The sequence below is a fragment of the Streptomyces sp. NPDC023541 genome, from assembly GCF_055559995.1.
Window position 1 is genome coordinate 79,897 of the sequence record NZ_JBVHJO010000005.1, and the last position, 13,995, is coordinate 93,891.

General features: G+C 71.9%; 13 protein-coding genes. 4 read left to right on the forward strand and 9 right to left on the reverse strand.

Translation table 11 applies throughout. The annotated features are described in order from the left end of the window. Positions 1-11: 11 nt before the first annotated feature. From ACZ3X1_RS13890 to ACZ3X1_RS13920, 7 genes are read right to left on the reverse strand one after another with little or no spacing between them, the layout of a single operon-like run. On the reverse strand, positions 12-950 hold the full coding sequence (locus ACZ3X1_RS13890) for a type II secretion system F family protein (RefSeq protein WP_467279707.1): 939 nt from the start codon (positions 948-950) through the stop codon (positions 12-14). Further along, positions 947-2,296 (reverse strand): CpaF family protein, encoded by a 1,350-nt coding sequence (locus tag ACZ3X1_RS13895; protein ID WP_356812871.1) that lies wholly within the window; start codon positions 2,294-2,296, stop codon positions 947-949. The genes ACZ3X1_RS13890 and ACZ3X1_RS13895 overlap by 4 nt, the downstream gene beginning before the upstream one ends. Next, positions 2,293-2,661, reverse strand: a complete 369-nt coding sequence (locus ACZ3X1_RS13900; protein WP_356812872.1) for a TadE/TadG family type IV pilus assembly protein — start codon at positions 2,659-2,661, stop codon at positions 2,293-2,295. The genes ACZ3X1_RS13895 and ACZ3X1_RS13900 overlap by 4 nt, the downstream gene beginning before the upstream one ends. 1 nt (position 2,662) lies before the next feature. Further along, a complete protein-coding gene (locus ACZ3X1_RS13905) occupies positions 2,663-3,031 on the reverse strand; it encodes a TadE/TadG family type IV pilus assembly protein (RefSeq protein ID WP_467279709.1) in 369 nt (122 codons plus the stop codon). Positions 3,032-3,034: 3 nt separating this feature from the next. Beyond that, entirely contained in the window at positions 3,035-4,306 is a 1,272-nt protein-coding gene (locus ACZ3X1_RS13910) for an AAA family ATPase (protein ID WP_467279712.1), read from the reverse strand. Between the two features lie 7 nt (positions 4,307-4,313). After that, positions 4,314-5,015, reverse strand: coding sequence for a Flp pilus assembly protein CpaB (cpaB, locus tag ACZ3X1_RS13915; RefSeq protein WP_467279715.1), 702 nt, complete (start codon positions 5,013-5,015; stop codon positions 4,314-4,316). A 50-nt stretch (positions 5,016-5,065) separates the two neighbouring features. Further along, entirely contained in the window at positions 5,066-6,121 is a 1,056-nt protein-coding gene (locus tag ACZ3X1_RS13920) for a hypothetical protein (RefSeq protein ID WP_467279717.1), read from the reverse strand. A gap of 383 nt (positions 6,122-6,504) precedes the next feature. Between ACZ3X1_RS13920 and ACZ3X1_RS13925 the strand changes: the two genes are divergently transcribed. Together ACZ3X1_RS13925 and ACZ3X1_RS13930 are read left to right on the forward strand one after the other, a co-directional pair. Beyond that, positions 6,505-8,196 (forward strand): chitinase, encoded by a 1,692-nt coding sequence (locus tag ACZ3X1_RS13925; RefSeq protein ID WP_467279720.1) that lies wholly within the window; start codon positions 6,505-6,507, stop codon positions 8,194-8,196. A gap of 125 nt (positions 8,197-8,321) precedes the next feature. Continuing rightward, positions 8,322-9,653 carry a M14 family metallopeptidase gene (locus ACZ3X1_RS13930; RefSeq protein WP_356812879.1) on the forward strand — a complete coding sequence of 444 codons (1,332 nt, stop codon included), beginning with the start codon at positions 8,322-8,324 and terminating at the stop codon, positions 9,651-9,653. A 100-nt stretch (positions 9,654-9,753) separates the two neighbouring features. Here the strand turns inward: ACZ3X1_RS13930 and ACZ3X1_RS13935 are convergent, their stop codons facing one another. Beyond that, the gene (locus ACZ3X1_RS13935; RefSeq protein WP_467279724.1) at positions 9,754-10,164 is read right to left on the reverse strand and encodes a RidA family protein; all 411 of its coding nucleotides are present in this window, start codon (positions 10,162-10,164) and stop codon (positions 9,754-9,756) included. Further along, complete coding sequence (locus tag ACZ3X1_RS13940) at positions 10,161-10,913, reverse strand: IclR family transcriptional regulator (protein ID WP_356812881.1); 753 nt, start codon at positions 10,911-10,913, stop codon at positions 10,161-10,163. The genes ACZ3X1_RS13935 and ACZ3X1_RS13940 overlap by 4 nt, the downstream gene beginning before the upstream one ends. A 170-nt stretch (positions 10,914-11,083) precedes the next feature. On the opposite strand from ACZ3X1_RS13940, the gene ACZ3X1_RS13945 reads away from it, so the two are divergent. Together ACZ3X1_RS13945 and ACZ3X1_RS13950 are read left to right on the forward strand one after the other, a co-directional pair. Continuing rightward, positions 11,084-12,370, forward strand: coding sequence for an amino acid deaminase (locus ACZ3X1_RS13945; RefSeq protein WP_356812882.1), 1,287 nt, complete (start codon positions 11,084-11,086; stop codon positions 12,368-12,370). Positions 12,371-12,383: 13 nt separating this feature from the next. Further along, positions 12,384-13,964: an N-acyl-D-amino-acid deacylase family protein gene (locus ACZ3X1_RS13950; RefSeq protein WP_467279729.1), complete on the forward strand. Its 1,581-nt coding sequence runs from the start codon at positions 12,384-12,386 to the stop codon at positions 13,962-13,964. The last annotated feature ends 31 nt before the right edge of the window (positions 13,965-13,995 follow it).

Here is a 13,995-nt window from a genome sequence, read left to right on the forward strand (position 1 = left end):
CGTCCGCCCCCTCACACGTCGATCTTCGACAGGCGCCGGATGAGGATGAAGCCCAGCGCGAAGAGGCCGAGCGCGACGAGGACGGCCGTCTGTCCGAAGAACGCGCCCGTCATCCGGTCCAGCGCGCCCGGCATCATCATGTCGACGAGGAGCAGCGAGCCGAGCCCGATGGCCGGGACCAGGTAGGCCGTCACCGTGACCTGGGACAGCTGGGTGCGGATCTCGCGACGTGTCTCCTTGCGCTGCTCCAGCGTCACCGTCAGGTTGCGCAGGCTGTCCACGATCGCGCCACCGGCCCGCGCCGACAGGACGAGGGTCGAGACGAGGACGACGAGCTCGCGCGACGGAAGGCGCTCGGTGAGCTCACCGAGCGACTCCTCGATGGAGTGGCCGACGGCGAGGCGGTCGGCGACCCGGGCGAGTTCCTCGCCGGCCGGCGCCTCCAGCTCCTCCGCCGCGATGCCGATGGCGGTACGCAGGGCCAGCCCGGCCTGGGTGGCGTTGGCGAGGATGCGGGCCAGGTCGGGGAGCTGGTTGATGAAGCGCTCCGTACGCCGTGTCCGCTGCCAGTTCAGGAACGCGTTCGCCGCCCAGATGCCGATGAGGCCGGCGACCGGTCCGAAGAACGGCGCGAGGAGGGACGAGGCGATGAGCCAGACGCCCGCGATGGAGGCGAGCATGTGGACGAAGAACTCGCCGGGCGTGAGGTCCAGGCCGGTGGTCGCCAGCTTCTGCTCGATGCGCCGGCCGAACTTCGTCTTCCGCAGCCGGCGGTCGATCTTCCGGAAGCGGCGTACCCGGCCGAGCGGCTCGGGGACGCCGCTCGCCGAGAGCCGTTCGACGAGGGCGGCGTGCTGTGCGCGTCCGGCCGCGTACGCCTGGAGGCCGACGACCGCGAGTGCACAGGCAAGCAGCGTGATGCCGAGGGTGAGGAGGATCAGTGGGTTCACAGGGCGGTCCGTGTGATGTGCGGGGTGGTGAGGGGGTCGTCGGGCAGCGCGACGCCGAAGGCCTGCGGGATGGGCTGGTTGTTCATGTACAGGCGTTCGGCGATGCGGCGGGGCAGCGGGTAGTACTGGAAGTAGCCCTGGACGCGGCCGTCCGGCCCCATGGGCTGGGCGACGAACCGGCAGACCGTGGTGATCCGGAAGGGTTCGCGGCCGTGTGATTCGAGGATGGAGATCTCCGTGATGCGGCGCGAGCCGTCGCCGAAGCGCGTCAGCTGCACGATGACGTTGACGGCGCTGTTGATCTGGTCCTGGAGGGCTTCGAAGGGGATTTCGACCTCCGACATGGAGGCCAGGGTCTGCAGGCGCGTCAGGGCGTCGGAGGAGCTGTTGGCGTGGACGGTGGCCAGGGAGCCGTCGTGGCCGGTGGACATGGCCTGGAGCATGTCCAGGGTCTCGCCGCCGCGGACCTCGCCGACGATGATGCGGTCGGGGCGCATGCGCAGGGAGTTGCGTACGAGGTCGCGGATGGTGATCTGGCCCTTGCCCTCGACGTTCGCCGGCCGCGATTCCAGGCGGATGACGTGCGCCTGCTGCAGCTGCAGTTCGGCGGAGTCCTCGATGGTGATGATGCGCTCGCCCTCCGGGATCAGGCCGGAGAGGGCGTTGAGGAGGGTGGTCTTGCCAGTGCCGGTGGCGCCGGAGACGATCACGTTCATCTTCGCCTGGACCAGCCCGGACAGCAGCAGGAGCATCTGCTCGTCGAGGGAGCCGAGGGCGATCATCTCGTGCAGGGTGAAGGCGCGCGGGAAGCGGCGGATGGTGAGGGTGGCGCCGGTCAGGGAGAGCGGCGGGATGATGACGTTGACGCGCTCGCCGCTCGGCAGGCGCGCGTCGACCATGGGATTGGCTTCGTCGACGCGGCGGTTGACGGTCGAGACGATGCGCTCGATGGTCTGCATGAGCTGTTCGTGCGAGGCGAAGCGGAGGGGGAGCTGCTCGACGCGGCCGGACCGCTCGACGAAGATCTGGTCGGGTCCGTTGACCATGATCTCGGAGATGGAGGCGTCTTCGAGGAGCGGTTCGAGCACGCCGAGTCCGAGGGCCTCGTCGACGACGCGGCGGATGAGCTGCGCGCGTTCGACGGTGGACAGGACGGGACCCTCGCGGCTGATGATGTGCCCGAGTACGCGTTCCAGGCGCGCCCGGCGCTCGGCGGGTGCGAGCGCGGACATCTCGGCGAGGTCGATCTCCTCCAGCAGCTTGGCGCGGTAGGAGGAGACCAGCCGGCCGTCCTCGCGGGGGCTGTGGCGGTCGTCGGGGGTGCTGACCCGGGAACGCAGGCTCATGGTCCGGTCACCTCGGGGTCGTCGTTGGGCATGACGGCTGTGGCCCTGGCCGGATCGGGGTCCAGCCCGGGGATGATCGAGTTGATGCGGATGGTCACGGTCGCGGTCACCGCGTCGCGTCCCGGGTCCACGTCGACCACCGCCGGAAGTCCCTCGCGGATGGCGGCGTGTCCGGCCGCCGCGCCCCGGCCCGGGTGCTGGGCCTCCACGCGCGCCGCCGTACGGGCGGCCGTGTCCGCCTGCTCGTGGACGTACGCGACCCAGCCGAGCTGGATCGCGCACAGCGCGACGAACAGCAGGATCGGTATGAAGCCGATGTACTCCAGGGCCACTTGGCCCCGGTCGGAGCGGATGCGCCGTCTCATGTCACTCGGCCTCCTTCTCCAGCGCGGCGCCGCCGGTGCCGTCGATCTCGCCGAAGTTGAGCGCCGGGTGGAGGACGGGAAGGGACAGGCGCACCCTGGCCCGGTAGATGTCGCCCGACCTGCCGCAGTCCACCTGGAGGTCCCACGCCTCCCCGATGTGCTCCCTCGCCGCCGCGTCGCAGGCCGCACCCCCGTGCACCGCCCCCGCCCGGGCCGCCTCGTCCGCCGCGTTGCCCGCCAGGGAGAAGGCGTATCCGATCAGGACGCACTCCCATACCGCCGCCACCAGGAGCAGGATCAGCGGTACCGTGCCGGCGAACTCGATCGCCACCTGGCCCCGGTCGCCCCGGGCTCCTCTCCGGGCGGGCATCCGTCAGCCCTCCCGGCCGCGGCGCAGGCGGGAGACCGTGCCCGCGGCGCGCAGGGTGAGGGCGCCGCCCGGCGGGGCGGGGGTCGCCGGGGTGTCCGGGGCGGCGGCCAGGAGGCCGAGTTCGCCGGCCAGGGTCCACAGGGCCTGCTTGACCGTCGAGCGGTTGTCGAGGTCCTGGACGCGGCCCGCGTCGACCACCGCCTGCAGCTCCTTGAAGGCGGCCGGGACGGGGGTGCGGGTGGCACGGGTCTTGGTGATCTTCTCGATGAGGGCGGGCTGGATCTCGGTGTGCTTGCTCCAGCGGTTGACGACGACCGAGGTGTCCTCGGCCTTGCGGACCTGGAGCCGCTCCCACAGCCGGACCATGCGCTTGGCGGCCCGTACCGCGATCACGTCGGGGGTGGTGACCAGGACCGCGACGTCCGCCATCTCCACCGCGGCGGCGTTGGCACCGGTCACCTGGGTCCCGCAGTCGACGACGACGAGTTCGTAGCGGCTGCGAAGGGCGCCGACGATGTGGCGGGCGGCCCGGTCGTCGACCTCCTCGCCGCGTTCGCCGTCGGCCGGGGCCAGCAGCAGCGCGAGTCCGGTGCGGTCCTCGTAGACCGCGTCCTGGAGGACCCGCGTCGAGATGTCCTGGATCCCGGCGAGGTCGGCGATGGAGCGCCGGAACTGCACGTCGAGGTACGAGCCCACGTCGCCGGCCTGGAGGTCCATGTCGACCAGTGCGGTACGCCGTCCCGAGGCGGCCGCGGCGAGCGCGAACTGGACGGCGGTGAAGGTGGTGCCCACACCGCCCTTGGCCCCGGTGACCGTGACCACCCGTCCGCCCGGCCCGGTGGGGGTGTCGGCGGGGCCCCTGCCCAGGTGGCGGCGGACGCCGACGGCCCACTGGGCGGCGGCATGGACGCGGGCGGCGAGTTCCTCGTAGGACAGCGGCAGGCCGACGAGGCCGCGGGCGCCGGAGTCCATCGCGGCGGAGAAGAGCGCGGGGCCGGCGTCCGAGGAGACCAGGACGACACCCACGGCCGGGAAGCGGAGGGCGACTTCCCGGATGAGCTCCAGTGCGGGCACCGGGCCGATCCGCTCGTGGACGAGGACCACCTCGGGGAGGTCGTCGAGGGAGTCGGCTGCGAGCCGGGCGAGGGTGTCCAGCAGGGTGGTCGAGTCGGCGACGGCAGCAGCGGGCTCCGCCGACGGGAGCTGGCTCAGGAGGGTGGAGAAGATGCGGGCGGCGTCCGGGTCTGCGACCGCGGGGAGGATTCGGGTGGTCATCCGGGCCTCACTTGTCCCCGTCGAGGGTGTACGTACGGTCGCCCGCGGCGGGCGCGGAGTCGGTGCCGGGGGCGACCAGCGCCAGCCGCACGTGCTCCGCGAAGGACTCGGCGTACGCGACGCGCTGGGTGTCCTTGGTGCTGAGGGCGAAGGTGATGGGGACGGCCTCGGAGGGGCCCTTGCGGTCGCTGTCCTTCTCCAGGGCGGTGAGCTTGCCGACGTTCAGGACCCGGGCGTTGGCGACGATGATCACCGAACGGGAGGGTTCGGTGTCCTTGGCGCCCTTGAAGGTGGCGATGATGTTGACCTTGGCACCGGAGGTGATCTTCCCGGCCACGCCCGTCGCCGCGTCGATCATGATCGCGATCTCCTGCTCGCCGGGCTGGAGCTGCGGCCGGTCGACGAACATGTCGCTCTGGAGCAGCGAGCCCTTCTTCAGCGTGGTGAGCGCGATCTTGTCCCTGAGCGCGCCGAGGTCGGTGACGGCCGTGTCGGACAGCCACCGCTCGGGAACCCTGATCTCCTCGAACTGGCCGGCCGCCAGCGGGGTGTACGGGGCTATGTCGGCCTTGGCGCGGTAGGCGACGACCTCGGAGCCGACCTTGGAGTTGACGTCGCCGATCACCACGAGGACTCCGGCGAAGGCCCCCAGGGCGCACAGGACCGACAGGAGCAGCAGAATGACGCCGCGGCGCTGGCGTGAGTTCATAGGCCGTACTACCTCGCCGTTCTTTCTTCATTCGTACGTTCGGTCGTCGGTCAGGGTCTGGAGCGGCCGTTGCTCGCCGGCACCGCCGCGGGCGGCGGTGGGGCGGTGAGCGGCGCGGCGCAGAAGCCGCAGCGGTCGCCGATGAGTTCCAGGCCGCACCAGCGGCACCGCTCGCGGCGGACCGAGGCGACCAGTTGGTAGAGCACGGACAGGTCCGGGATGCCGGCGGCGAACTCGACGAGCTTGGGGGTGCCCCACCAGGCGGGTGAGGCGGCCGGCAGCGGGTTCTCCAGGACGCCCTGCACCTGCCAGGCGGGGGCGAGTTCGGCGGCGACCCAGTCGGAGGCGAGGTGGCCGCGCGCGAAGGTGAGGTGCGTGGCGAAGTCGGGTCCGGCGGGCAGGTCCGCGGCCCCGCCGTGGGAAGCGCCGTGCGGCCCGCCGTGCGACGTACCGCTCGGCCCACCGTGCGCCCCGCCGTGGGACGGACCGTTCGGCCCGCCGCCCGACGCCGCGCGTGAGCCGGCGCGTGAGCCGTGTGACGCGCCGTGTGAGCCGTGCGACCCGCCGCGGCCGCTGCGCCCGCCGCCGGCGGACCCCAGCTTGGCCAGATATGGGGTCGGGTGGGCGAGTACGGCGAACTGCGCGCTCGGCGACCAGGACCGGGCGTGCGCCCCCAGTCCGACGGGCACGCGGACCCGGTCGAGCTTGGCGACCGAGCCGAGCAGGGCGCCCGCGTAGATGTAGTGGGACAGCAGCCGGGCCGCGGAGGCGATGACTCCGGGGCTGAAGTCACAGACGCTGAGCTGGCGCAGCTGACGGGCCAGCAGGGCCGTTGCCAGCGGCGGCAGATCGATGTCGAGCAGCGCGATCCGGTCGGTTTCCAGGATGGCCCGTACGGTGTGCAGCCGCTGGACGGTGGGCCGCGGCAGCCAGGGCGGTACGAGGGCCACGACGTGGCCGTGCCGCTCCAGCAGGGCGCTGGTTTCGGCGAGGGCGGACTCCAGGTCGTGCTGTTCGGGCGGGTGCAGCAGGGCGGCCCCGGGTGTGTGCCGGTCAGGGGCCGGCAGCACCAGGTCGGCGCTGGTGACAGCGATGGCGGTCGGCACGCGAATTCCCCCGTTCCCCCACGTTCTCCCCGTACGCCCGGACTTTCGCGCGCTCGACGGGGACGCGTCGCAGCCGAGTCGCGTGCGCGCACCACTGCACGACCGCGGACGGCCCGTCGCCCATCCCCCCTTGCCCCAGCACCATAACCGCGTCACCCCTGGCAGGTCAGGGGCTTGGTGATTCCCGTGTGTAAGGCAGCGGTCACAGGTGACGAAAAACCTGGACAACAGGGATCACACAATCAGCCATTTCAAGCCACTTTGCGAAGACCCTTGACACGAGGATTGGTCTGGACCAACTTGGCAGCGCACGCCGTGAGTCGGCCCCACCCCACACGGTCCGGCTCTCGCCTCCCCACCACACCTCCCCCCACGGAGCCCACGTGAACCGCATACGCTCCCTCTCCCTGCCGCTGGCCGTCACCGTCGCCGCCGGGGCGCTGACGGCTCTGGCCGCCGGTACCGCACAGGCCGCGGACGTCAACGTCGCCCGCAACGGCGGCTTCGAGTCGGGTCTGGCCGACTGGTCCTGCACCGGCGGGAGCGGCGCGGCAGTGTCCTCGCCCGTCTACGCCGGGGCCGGCGCCCTGAAGGCCGCCCCGGCCGGTTCCGACAACGCCCGCTGCAGTCAGACCGTCACGGTCAAGCCGAACTCGACGTACACGCTGAGCACACAGGTGCAGGGCAGCTACGTCTACCTCGGCGCGACCGGGACGGGCACCCAGGACGTCTCCACCTGGACCCCCGGCTCGGGCGGCGGCTGGCAGAAGCTGTCCACCACCTTCACCACCGGCCCCTCCACCACCCAGGTCACCGTCTACACGCACGGCTGGTACGGCCAGCCGGCTTACACCGTGGACGAGTTCAGCGTCTTCGGCCCGGACGGCGGCGGGGGCACCGACCCCGGCCCGGGCATCCCGGGCGCACCGGCCGGAGCCGCCGTTTCCGGCCAGGGCGCGAACGGACTCACCCTTTCGTGGAACCCCGTCAGCGGGGCGACCGGCTACCACGTGTACCAGGACGGCGCCCGCGTCCGGACGGTGTCCGGGACCTCCGCCCCGATCACCGGGCTCACGCCCGCCACCTCGTACTCCTTCCAGGTGAGCGCGTACAGCGCGGCGGGCGAGGGTCCCAAGTCCGCTCCCGTGACCGGGACCACGACCGGCGGCGGGAACCCGGGGAACCCGGCCGTCCCCAAGCACGCCCTGACCGGCTACTGGCAGAACTTCAACAACGGCGCGACCGTCCAGAGGATCTCCGACGTCTCCGCGCAGTACGACATCATCGCCGTCTCCTTCGCCGACGCCACCACCACACCCGGCGCCATCACCTTCAACCTCGACTCGGCCGGCCTCGGCGGCTACACGGTCGCCCAGTTCAAGGCCGACATCGCCGCGAAGAAGGCGGCCGGGAAGTCGGTCATCCTCTCCATCGGCGGCGAGAAGGGGACCATCACCGTCAACGACCCGGCCTCCGCGACCAACCTGGCGAACTCGGCGTACGCCCTGATGCAGGAGTACGGCTTCACCGGCATCGACATCGACCTGGAGAACGGCCTCAACCCCACCTACATGACGCAGGCGCTGCGCGCCCTGTCGGCGAAGGCGGGCCCGTCGCTGGTCATCACCATGGCGCCGCAGACGATCGACATGCAGTCCACGCAGGGCGGCTACTTCAAGACGGCGCTCAACATCAAGGACATCCTCACCGTCGTCAACATGCAGTACTACAACAGCGGCTCGATGAACGGCTGCGACGGCAAGGTCTACTCCCAGGGCTCGGTGGACTTCCTCACCGCGCTGGCCTGCATCCAGCTGGAGGGCGGGCTCGACGCCTCCCAGGTGGGCATCGGCGTCCCGGCCTCCCCCAGCGGCGCCGGCAGCGGCTACGTCTCCCCGACCGTCGTCAACAACGCCCTGGACTGCCTGGCCCGCGGCACGAACTGCGGATCCTTCAAGCCGTCGAAGACCTACCCGGGCCTGCGCGGCGCGATGACCTGGTCCACCAACTGGGACGCCAAGGCGGGTAGTGCTTGGTCGAACTCGGTGGGTCCCAAGGTCCACGGGCTCCCGTAGGCGGTACGTGTGGGGGTGGCCGGATCGGTTCGGCCCGCACCTGAGGTCCTTGACCGGGACATGCCACGAGAGGACGCTGAGCGCGTCCGCACGGCTACCCCCACACTCCCCACCCAGGAGAACGCATGCGGCTCCATACCCGCCGGAGGGCCGGCCTGACGGCGGCCCTGCTGGCGCTCGCGCTGGGCGCACCCGCCTACGGCATGAGCGCGACGGCAGCGCCACCGCCCAGCCCGTCCACCGCCACCCAGGACGAGGCCATCGTCCAGTACCGGATCCACGGCCCCTCCACCGTCGCCGACCGCACCGCCCTGCTCCGTACGGGCGTCTCGATCGACGAGGTGGACGACCACACCGTGGTGGTCAGCGCCGACACCATGCAGGCCAGGAAGCTCAAGGAGCTCGGCTACAAGCTGACCGCCCTTCCCGGGCCCCCGGACCGCTCGCTGCCCGGCATCGCCGCGAGCCCGATGGACTTCCCCTCGGCGGACTCCAAGTACCACAACTACGCCGAGGCGACCGCCGAGATCAACCAGCTCGTCGCGCAGTACCCGGCGATCGCCTCCAAGCGGGTGATCGGCAAGTCGTACCAGGGACGGGACCTCCTCGCCATCAAGATCAGCGACAACGTCGCGGCGGACGAGTCCGAGCCCGAGGTGCTCTTCACCGCGCACCAGCACGCCCGCGAGCACCTGACCGTCGAGATGGCGCTCTACCTGCTCAAGGAGTTCACCTCCAAGTACGGCACCGACTCCCGCGTCACGAACGCCGTCAACGGCCGGGAGATCTGGATCGTCCCGGACCTCAACCCGGACGGCGGCGAGTACGACATCGCCACCGGCTCCTACCGCTCCTGGCGCAAGAACCGGCAGCCCAACTCCGGATCCTCCTACGTCGGCACCGACGAGAACCGGAACTGGAACTACAAGTGGGGCTGCTGCGGCGGCTCCAGCAGCAGCAAGAGCTCCGAGACCTACCGAGGCGCGGCCGCCGAGTCCGCGCCGGAGGTGAAGGTCGTCTCGGACTTCGTGCGCAGCCGGGTCGTCGGCGGCAAGCAGCAGATCAAGGCCGCGATCGACTTCCACACCTACAGCGAGCTCGTGCTGTGGCCCTTCGGCTACACCTACAACGACACCGCCCCGGGCCTGACCGCCGACGACCTCGCCGTCTACAAGAAGATCGGCACGAGCATGGCGGCCAGCAACGGCTACACGCCGGAGCAGTCGAGCGACCTGTACATCACGGACGGGACGATCGACGACTGGCTGTGGGGCAACCAGAAGATCTTCTCCTACACCTTCGAGATGTACCCGGAGAGCGGCGGCGGCGGTTTCTACCCGCCGGACGAGGTGATCGACCGCGAGACCGCCCGCAACAAGGACGCGGTGCTCCAGCTCCTGGAGAACGCGGACTGCATGTACCGCTCGATCGGCAAGGAAGCCCAGTACTGCTCATAGCGGGGCACGCGGGCACCTGAACCGGGGGCGCCCCGCCGCCAGGGGGCGTCCCCTTCCCCTGCGGCGGGGCGTCGGCCCCTGTCCCCGTGCGCGCGGGACGTCAGCCCAGGACGGCGAGGGCGTCGACCTCGATGAGCAGCCCGGCCGGCAGGCCCACGTACACGGTGGTGCGGGCAGCCGGGACCTCCTGCAGCCCCTGCTCCTGGAAGTAGGCGTTGTACAGGTCGTTCATCTCGGCGAAGTGCGCCGTGTCGGTGAGGTAGACGCGGATCATCATCACGTCGTCCCAGCCCGCGCCGCCCGCCTCCAGCACGGAGCGGACGTTCTCCAGCGTCTGGAGGGTCTGCTCGCGCAGCGTCGGCCCGGCCGGCGTCGGCGGTCGGCCCTCCACGTGCGGCAGGAACCCGACCTGCCCGGCCACCTGCAGGATGTTCCCCTTGCGCACCCCGTGCGAGAACTTCGCGGGCGGGACGGTGTGGGTGGCGGGGGTGATGGCGGTCTTCTCGGTCACGCTGTCTCCTGTACTCCTGAATAATCCTGGCTGATGGCACCGGCGGTGCGCAGTACCTGCGGCAGCAGTTCGAGCAGCCCCTCCGCCGGGACGACCACGCCGGGCGCGGAGACGGACAGCGCGGCGACGACCCGCCCGTCGGGCCCCCGCACGGGCGCGCCCAGACAGTTGATCGACTCCTCGTGGCCGCCGAGGTCGGTGGCCCAGCCCTGCTCCCGTACGAGGTCCAGTTCGCGGAGGAAGGCCTCGGCGTCCGGGGTGGAGCGGGCGGTGTAGCGGGGGTACTCGATGCGGTGGGCGAGAGCCCGGCGTTCGCCCTCGGGCAGGTCGGCGAGGAGCAGCTTGGCGACGGCGGCGACGGTGAGGGGCACGGGCCTGCCGATGCGGGAGTACATGCGCACCGGGTAGCGGCTGTCGACCTTGTCGACGTACACGACCTCGTCGTCCTGGTGCAGGGCGAGGTGCACGGTGTGCCCGGTGGCCTGGTTCAGCTCGGCCAGATGGGGACGGGCGACCTCGCGGACGTCGAGGTTCTCGATGGCCTCGGCGGCGAGCGCGAAGAGCTGCGCGCCGAGGCGGTAGCGGCCGTCGGGCCGTCGGTAGACGAACCCGCGCTCGTTCAGGGTGCGCAGCAGGCGCAGCGCGGTGCTCTTGTGCACGCCCAGGTCGTCGGCGACGTCGCCGAGCCCGGCGGGTCCCTTCGCGAGCAGCGGCAGGACCGCGAGTGCCCGTTCCACCGACTGGCTCATACCTCGTCCTCCGGATTCAGGCCCGCCTGCGTGTGAGGCGCGCAGGTCCGGGGGCGGAGCCCCGCGACGGCCCCGCACGTTGACCGGTCGTCACCGGGGATGTTAGACAGCATGCAGTGGTACACGCAACGATCGTTGCAGCCAACGCAACACACCCGGGAGGCATCCGCATGGCCAGCGCCAGCGACCCCGTCAAGGACCTCGCCGACGAGCCGGTCGACCACCGGTTCAAGGGACTGCCCCCGGACGCCCAGGCGGACGGCCTCACTGTCGGACAGCTCGCCGCCCAGCGCCGCGACCTGCACACCGGCGGGTTCACCACCCCGGTCCTGACCCTCGACGCGGACGCACTGGAGCACAACCTCGCCGCCCTCGGTACTTACGCCGCCCGCCACGACCTCGCCTTCGCCCCGCACGGCAAGACCTGCATGTCCCCGCAGCTCTTCCGCCGCCAGCTGGACCACGGCGCGTGGGGCATCACCGCCGCGGTCCCCCACCAGGCCCGCGTCTACCGCGCCTTCGGCATCCGGCGGATCTTCCTCGCCAACGAGCTCGTCGACGCGGCCGCGCTGCGCTGGGTGGCCGGCGAACTCGCCGCCGACCCCGGCTTCCGCTTCGTCTGCTACGTCGACTCCGTGCGCGGGGTCCAGCTCATGGACCGGGCCCTGCAGGGCGCGCCCGCCCGCATCGACGTCGTCGTCGAGCTCGGCGCCGGCGAGGGCGCCCGTACCGGTGCCCGTACCGACGAGGACTGCCGGGCCGTCGCCGACGCGGTCGCCGCCACCACCACCCTGCGCCTGGTCGGCATGGGCGGCTACGAGGCCGAGGTACCCGAAGCCGACCCCGCGCGCGTCCACGCGTACCTGCGCCGGCTGACCGCCCTCGCCGTCGAGTTCGACAAGGCGGGCCGGTTCGCGGCCGACCTCGACGAGATCGTCGTCAGCGCCGGCGGCTCCGCCTGGTTCGACGCCGTCGCCGATGTCTTCGCCGAGCTCCCTGAGCTCTCCCGGCCGGTCCTCAAGCTGCTCCGCTCGGGCGCATACGTCTCCCACGACCACGGCTGGTACACCCGCCTGACCCCCTTCAACCGCCACCCCGAGGAGGGCGGCCTGCGCCCGGCGTTCCGCCTGTGGACCCAGGTCGTCTCCCGACCCTCCCCCACCCAGGCCTTCGTCAACGCGGGCAAGCGCGACATCGCCTACGACCTGGGCCTGCCCGAGGCCGAACTGGTCCGTGACCCGCTCACCGGCGGGGAGCGGCCCGCCACGGGCATCCGCGTCGTGAAGCTGTCCGACCAGCACGCCTGGCTGGAGACCGGATCGGCCGACGACGTCCAGGTCGGCGACTGGGTGGCCCTCGGCATGTCCCACCCGTGCACGATCTTCGAGAAGTGGCCGCTGATCCCGGTCGTGGAGGCCGACGGCACCGTCACCGACTTCGTCCGCACCTTCTTCTAGGGCCGGCCCGGCCGTGGACCTGGTCCTGCGGGGCGCCCGTGTCGTCGACGGCACGGGCGGCCCCTCGTACACCGCGGACGTCGGCGTCCACGAGGGCCGGATCGCCGCCGTCGGCAGGCTGTCCGGGGGCCGCGAGACCCTCGACGCGCACGGTCTCGTCCTGGCCCCCGGCTTCGTCGACATGCACGCCCACAGCGACCTCGCCCTGCTCCGCGACCCGGACCACAGTGCGAAGGCCGCCCAGGGCGTCACGCTCGAAGTCCTCGGCCAGGACGGCCTGTCCTACGCGCCCGTCGACGACCGCACCCTCGACGCGGTACGGGCCGCCATCGCCGGCTGGAACGGCCCCGGCGACGACATCGACTTCGACTGGCGCACCGTCGGCGAGTACCTCGACCGGCTGGACCGCGGCTTCGGCGGCGAGGGCGTCGCGGTCAACGCCGCCTACCTCGTCCCCCAGGGCACGGTCCGCGCCCACGTCGTCGGCTGGGACGACCGCCCGGCGACCGCGGCCGAACTGGACCGGATGCGCGCCCTCGTCGCCGACGGCCTCGCCCAGGGCGCCGTCGGCATGTCCTCCGGGCTCACCTACACCCCGGGCATGTACGCCTCCGGCTCCGAACTGGCCGAACTGTGCCGCGTGGTGGCCCACCACGGCGGCTACTACTGCCCCCACCACCGCAGTTACGGCCGCGGCGCCCTCGCCGCCTACGCGGAGATGGTCGACCTGACCCGGGAGGCCGGCTGCGCCCTGCACCTCGCGCACGCCACCATGAACTTCGGCGAGAACGAGGGCCGCGCCCCCGAACTCCTCGCCCTCCTCGACGCGGCCCTGGACGCGGGCGCCGACATCACCCTGGACAGCTACCCCTACACCCCCGGCTGCACCACCCTCGTGGCGCTGCTGCCCAGTTGGGCGAACGCGGGCGGCCCGGAGGCGGTCCTCGCCCGGCTGCGCGACGACGACCAGGCCGCGCGGATCCGCCACGCGCTGGAGAACGAGGGCGCCGACGGCTGCCACGGGGTCCCCGTCGACTGGTCGACGATCGAGGTCTCGGGCGTCGCCGATCCCGCGTACTCCGCTCACGTCGGCACCCGCGTGGACGGCTGGGACACCGCCCGCCGGCTGCTGATCGGCGACCGGCTCGCGCCGACCATCCTCCAGCACGTCGGCCACGAGGAGAACGTCCGGACGATCATGCGCCACCGCGCGCACACCGGCGGCTCCGACGGCATCCTCCAGGGCGCGAAACCGCACCCGCGGGCGTACGGCACCTTCCCGTACTACCTGGGCCACTACGTCCGCGAACTCGGGCTCCTCTCCCTGGAGGAGTGCGTCGCGCACCTGTCCGGCCGCCCCGCCGCGCGGCTGCGTCTGCCCGACCGCGGCCTGGTCCGCGTGGGCCACCGCGCCGACCTCGTCCTCTTCGACCCGGACACGGTCGCGGCCGGCTCCACGTACGAGCGGCCCCGCACGCTGCCCACCGGGATCCCGCACGTCCTGATCGGCGGACGGTTCGTGATGCGCGAGGGGCGCAGGACCCAGGTGCTGGCCGGACGTTCGGTGCGCCGGACCGGCGCCGACCCCCGGTGAACCGGCCGCCGTCCGCGGTGGATCCGCCACC

Coding starts and splice junctions, on each gene's coding strand:
- ACZ3X1_RS13930 (WP_356812879.1), top strand. CDS start 8,322: ATGCGGCTCCATACCCGCCGGAGGGCCGGCCTGACGGCGGCCCTGCTG.
- ACZ3X1_RS13905 (WP_467279709.1), bottom strand. CDS start 3,031: ATGCCCGCCCGGAGAGGAGCCCGGGGCGACCGGGGCCAGGTGGCGATC.
- cpaB (WP_467279715.1), bottom strand. CDS start 5,015: ATGAACTCACGCCAGCGCCGCGGCGTCATTCTGCTGCTCCTGTCGGTC.
- ACZ3X1_RS13945 (WP_356812882.1), top strand. CDS start 11,084: ATGGCCAGCGCCAGCGACCCCGTCAAGGACCTCGCCGACGAGCCGGTC.
- ACZ3X1_RS13900 (WP_356812872.1), bottom strand. CDS start 2,661: ATGAGACGGCGCATCCGCTCCGACCGGGGCCAAGTGGCCCTGGAGTAC.
- ACZ3X1_RS13940 (WP_356812881.1), bottom strand. CDS start 10,913: ATGAGCCAGTCGGTGGAACGGGCACTCGCGGTCCTGCCGCTGCTCGCG.
- ACZ3X1_RS13895 (WP_356812871.1), bottom strand. CDS start 2,296: ATGAGCCTGCGTTCCCGGGTCAGCACCCCCGACGACCGCCACAGCCCC.
- ACZ3X1_RS13910 (WP_467279712.1), bottom strand. CDS start 4,306: ATGACCACCCGAATCCTCCCCGCGGTCGCAGACCCGGACGCCGCCCGC.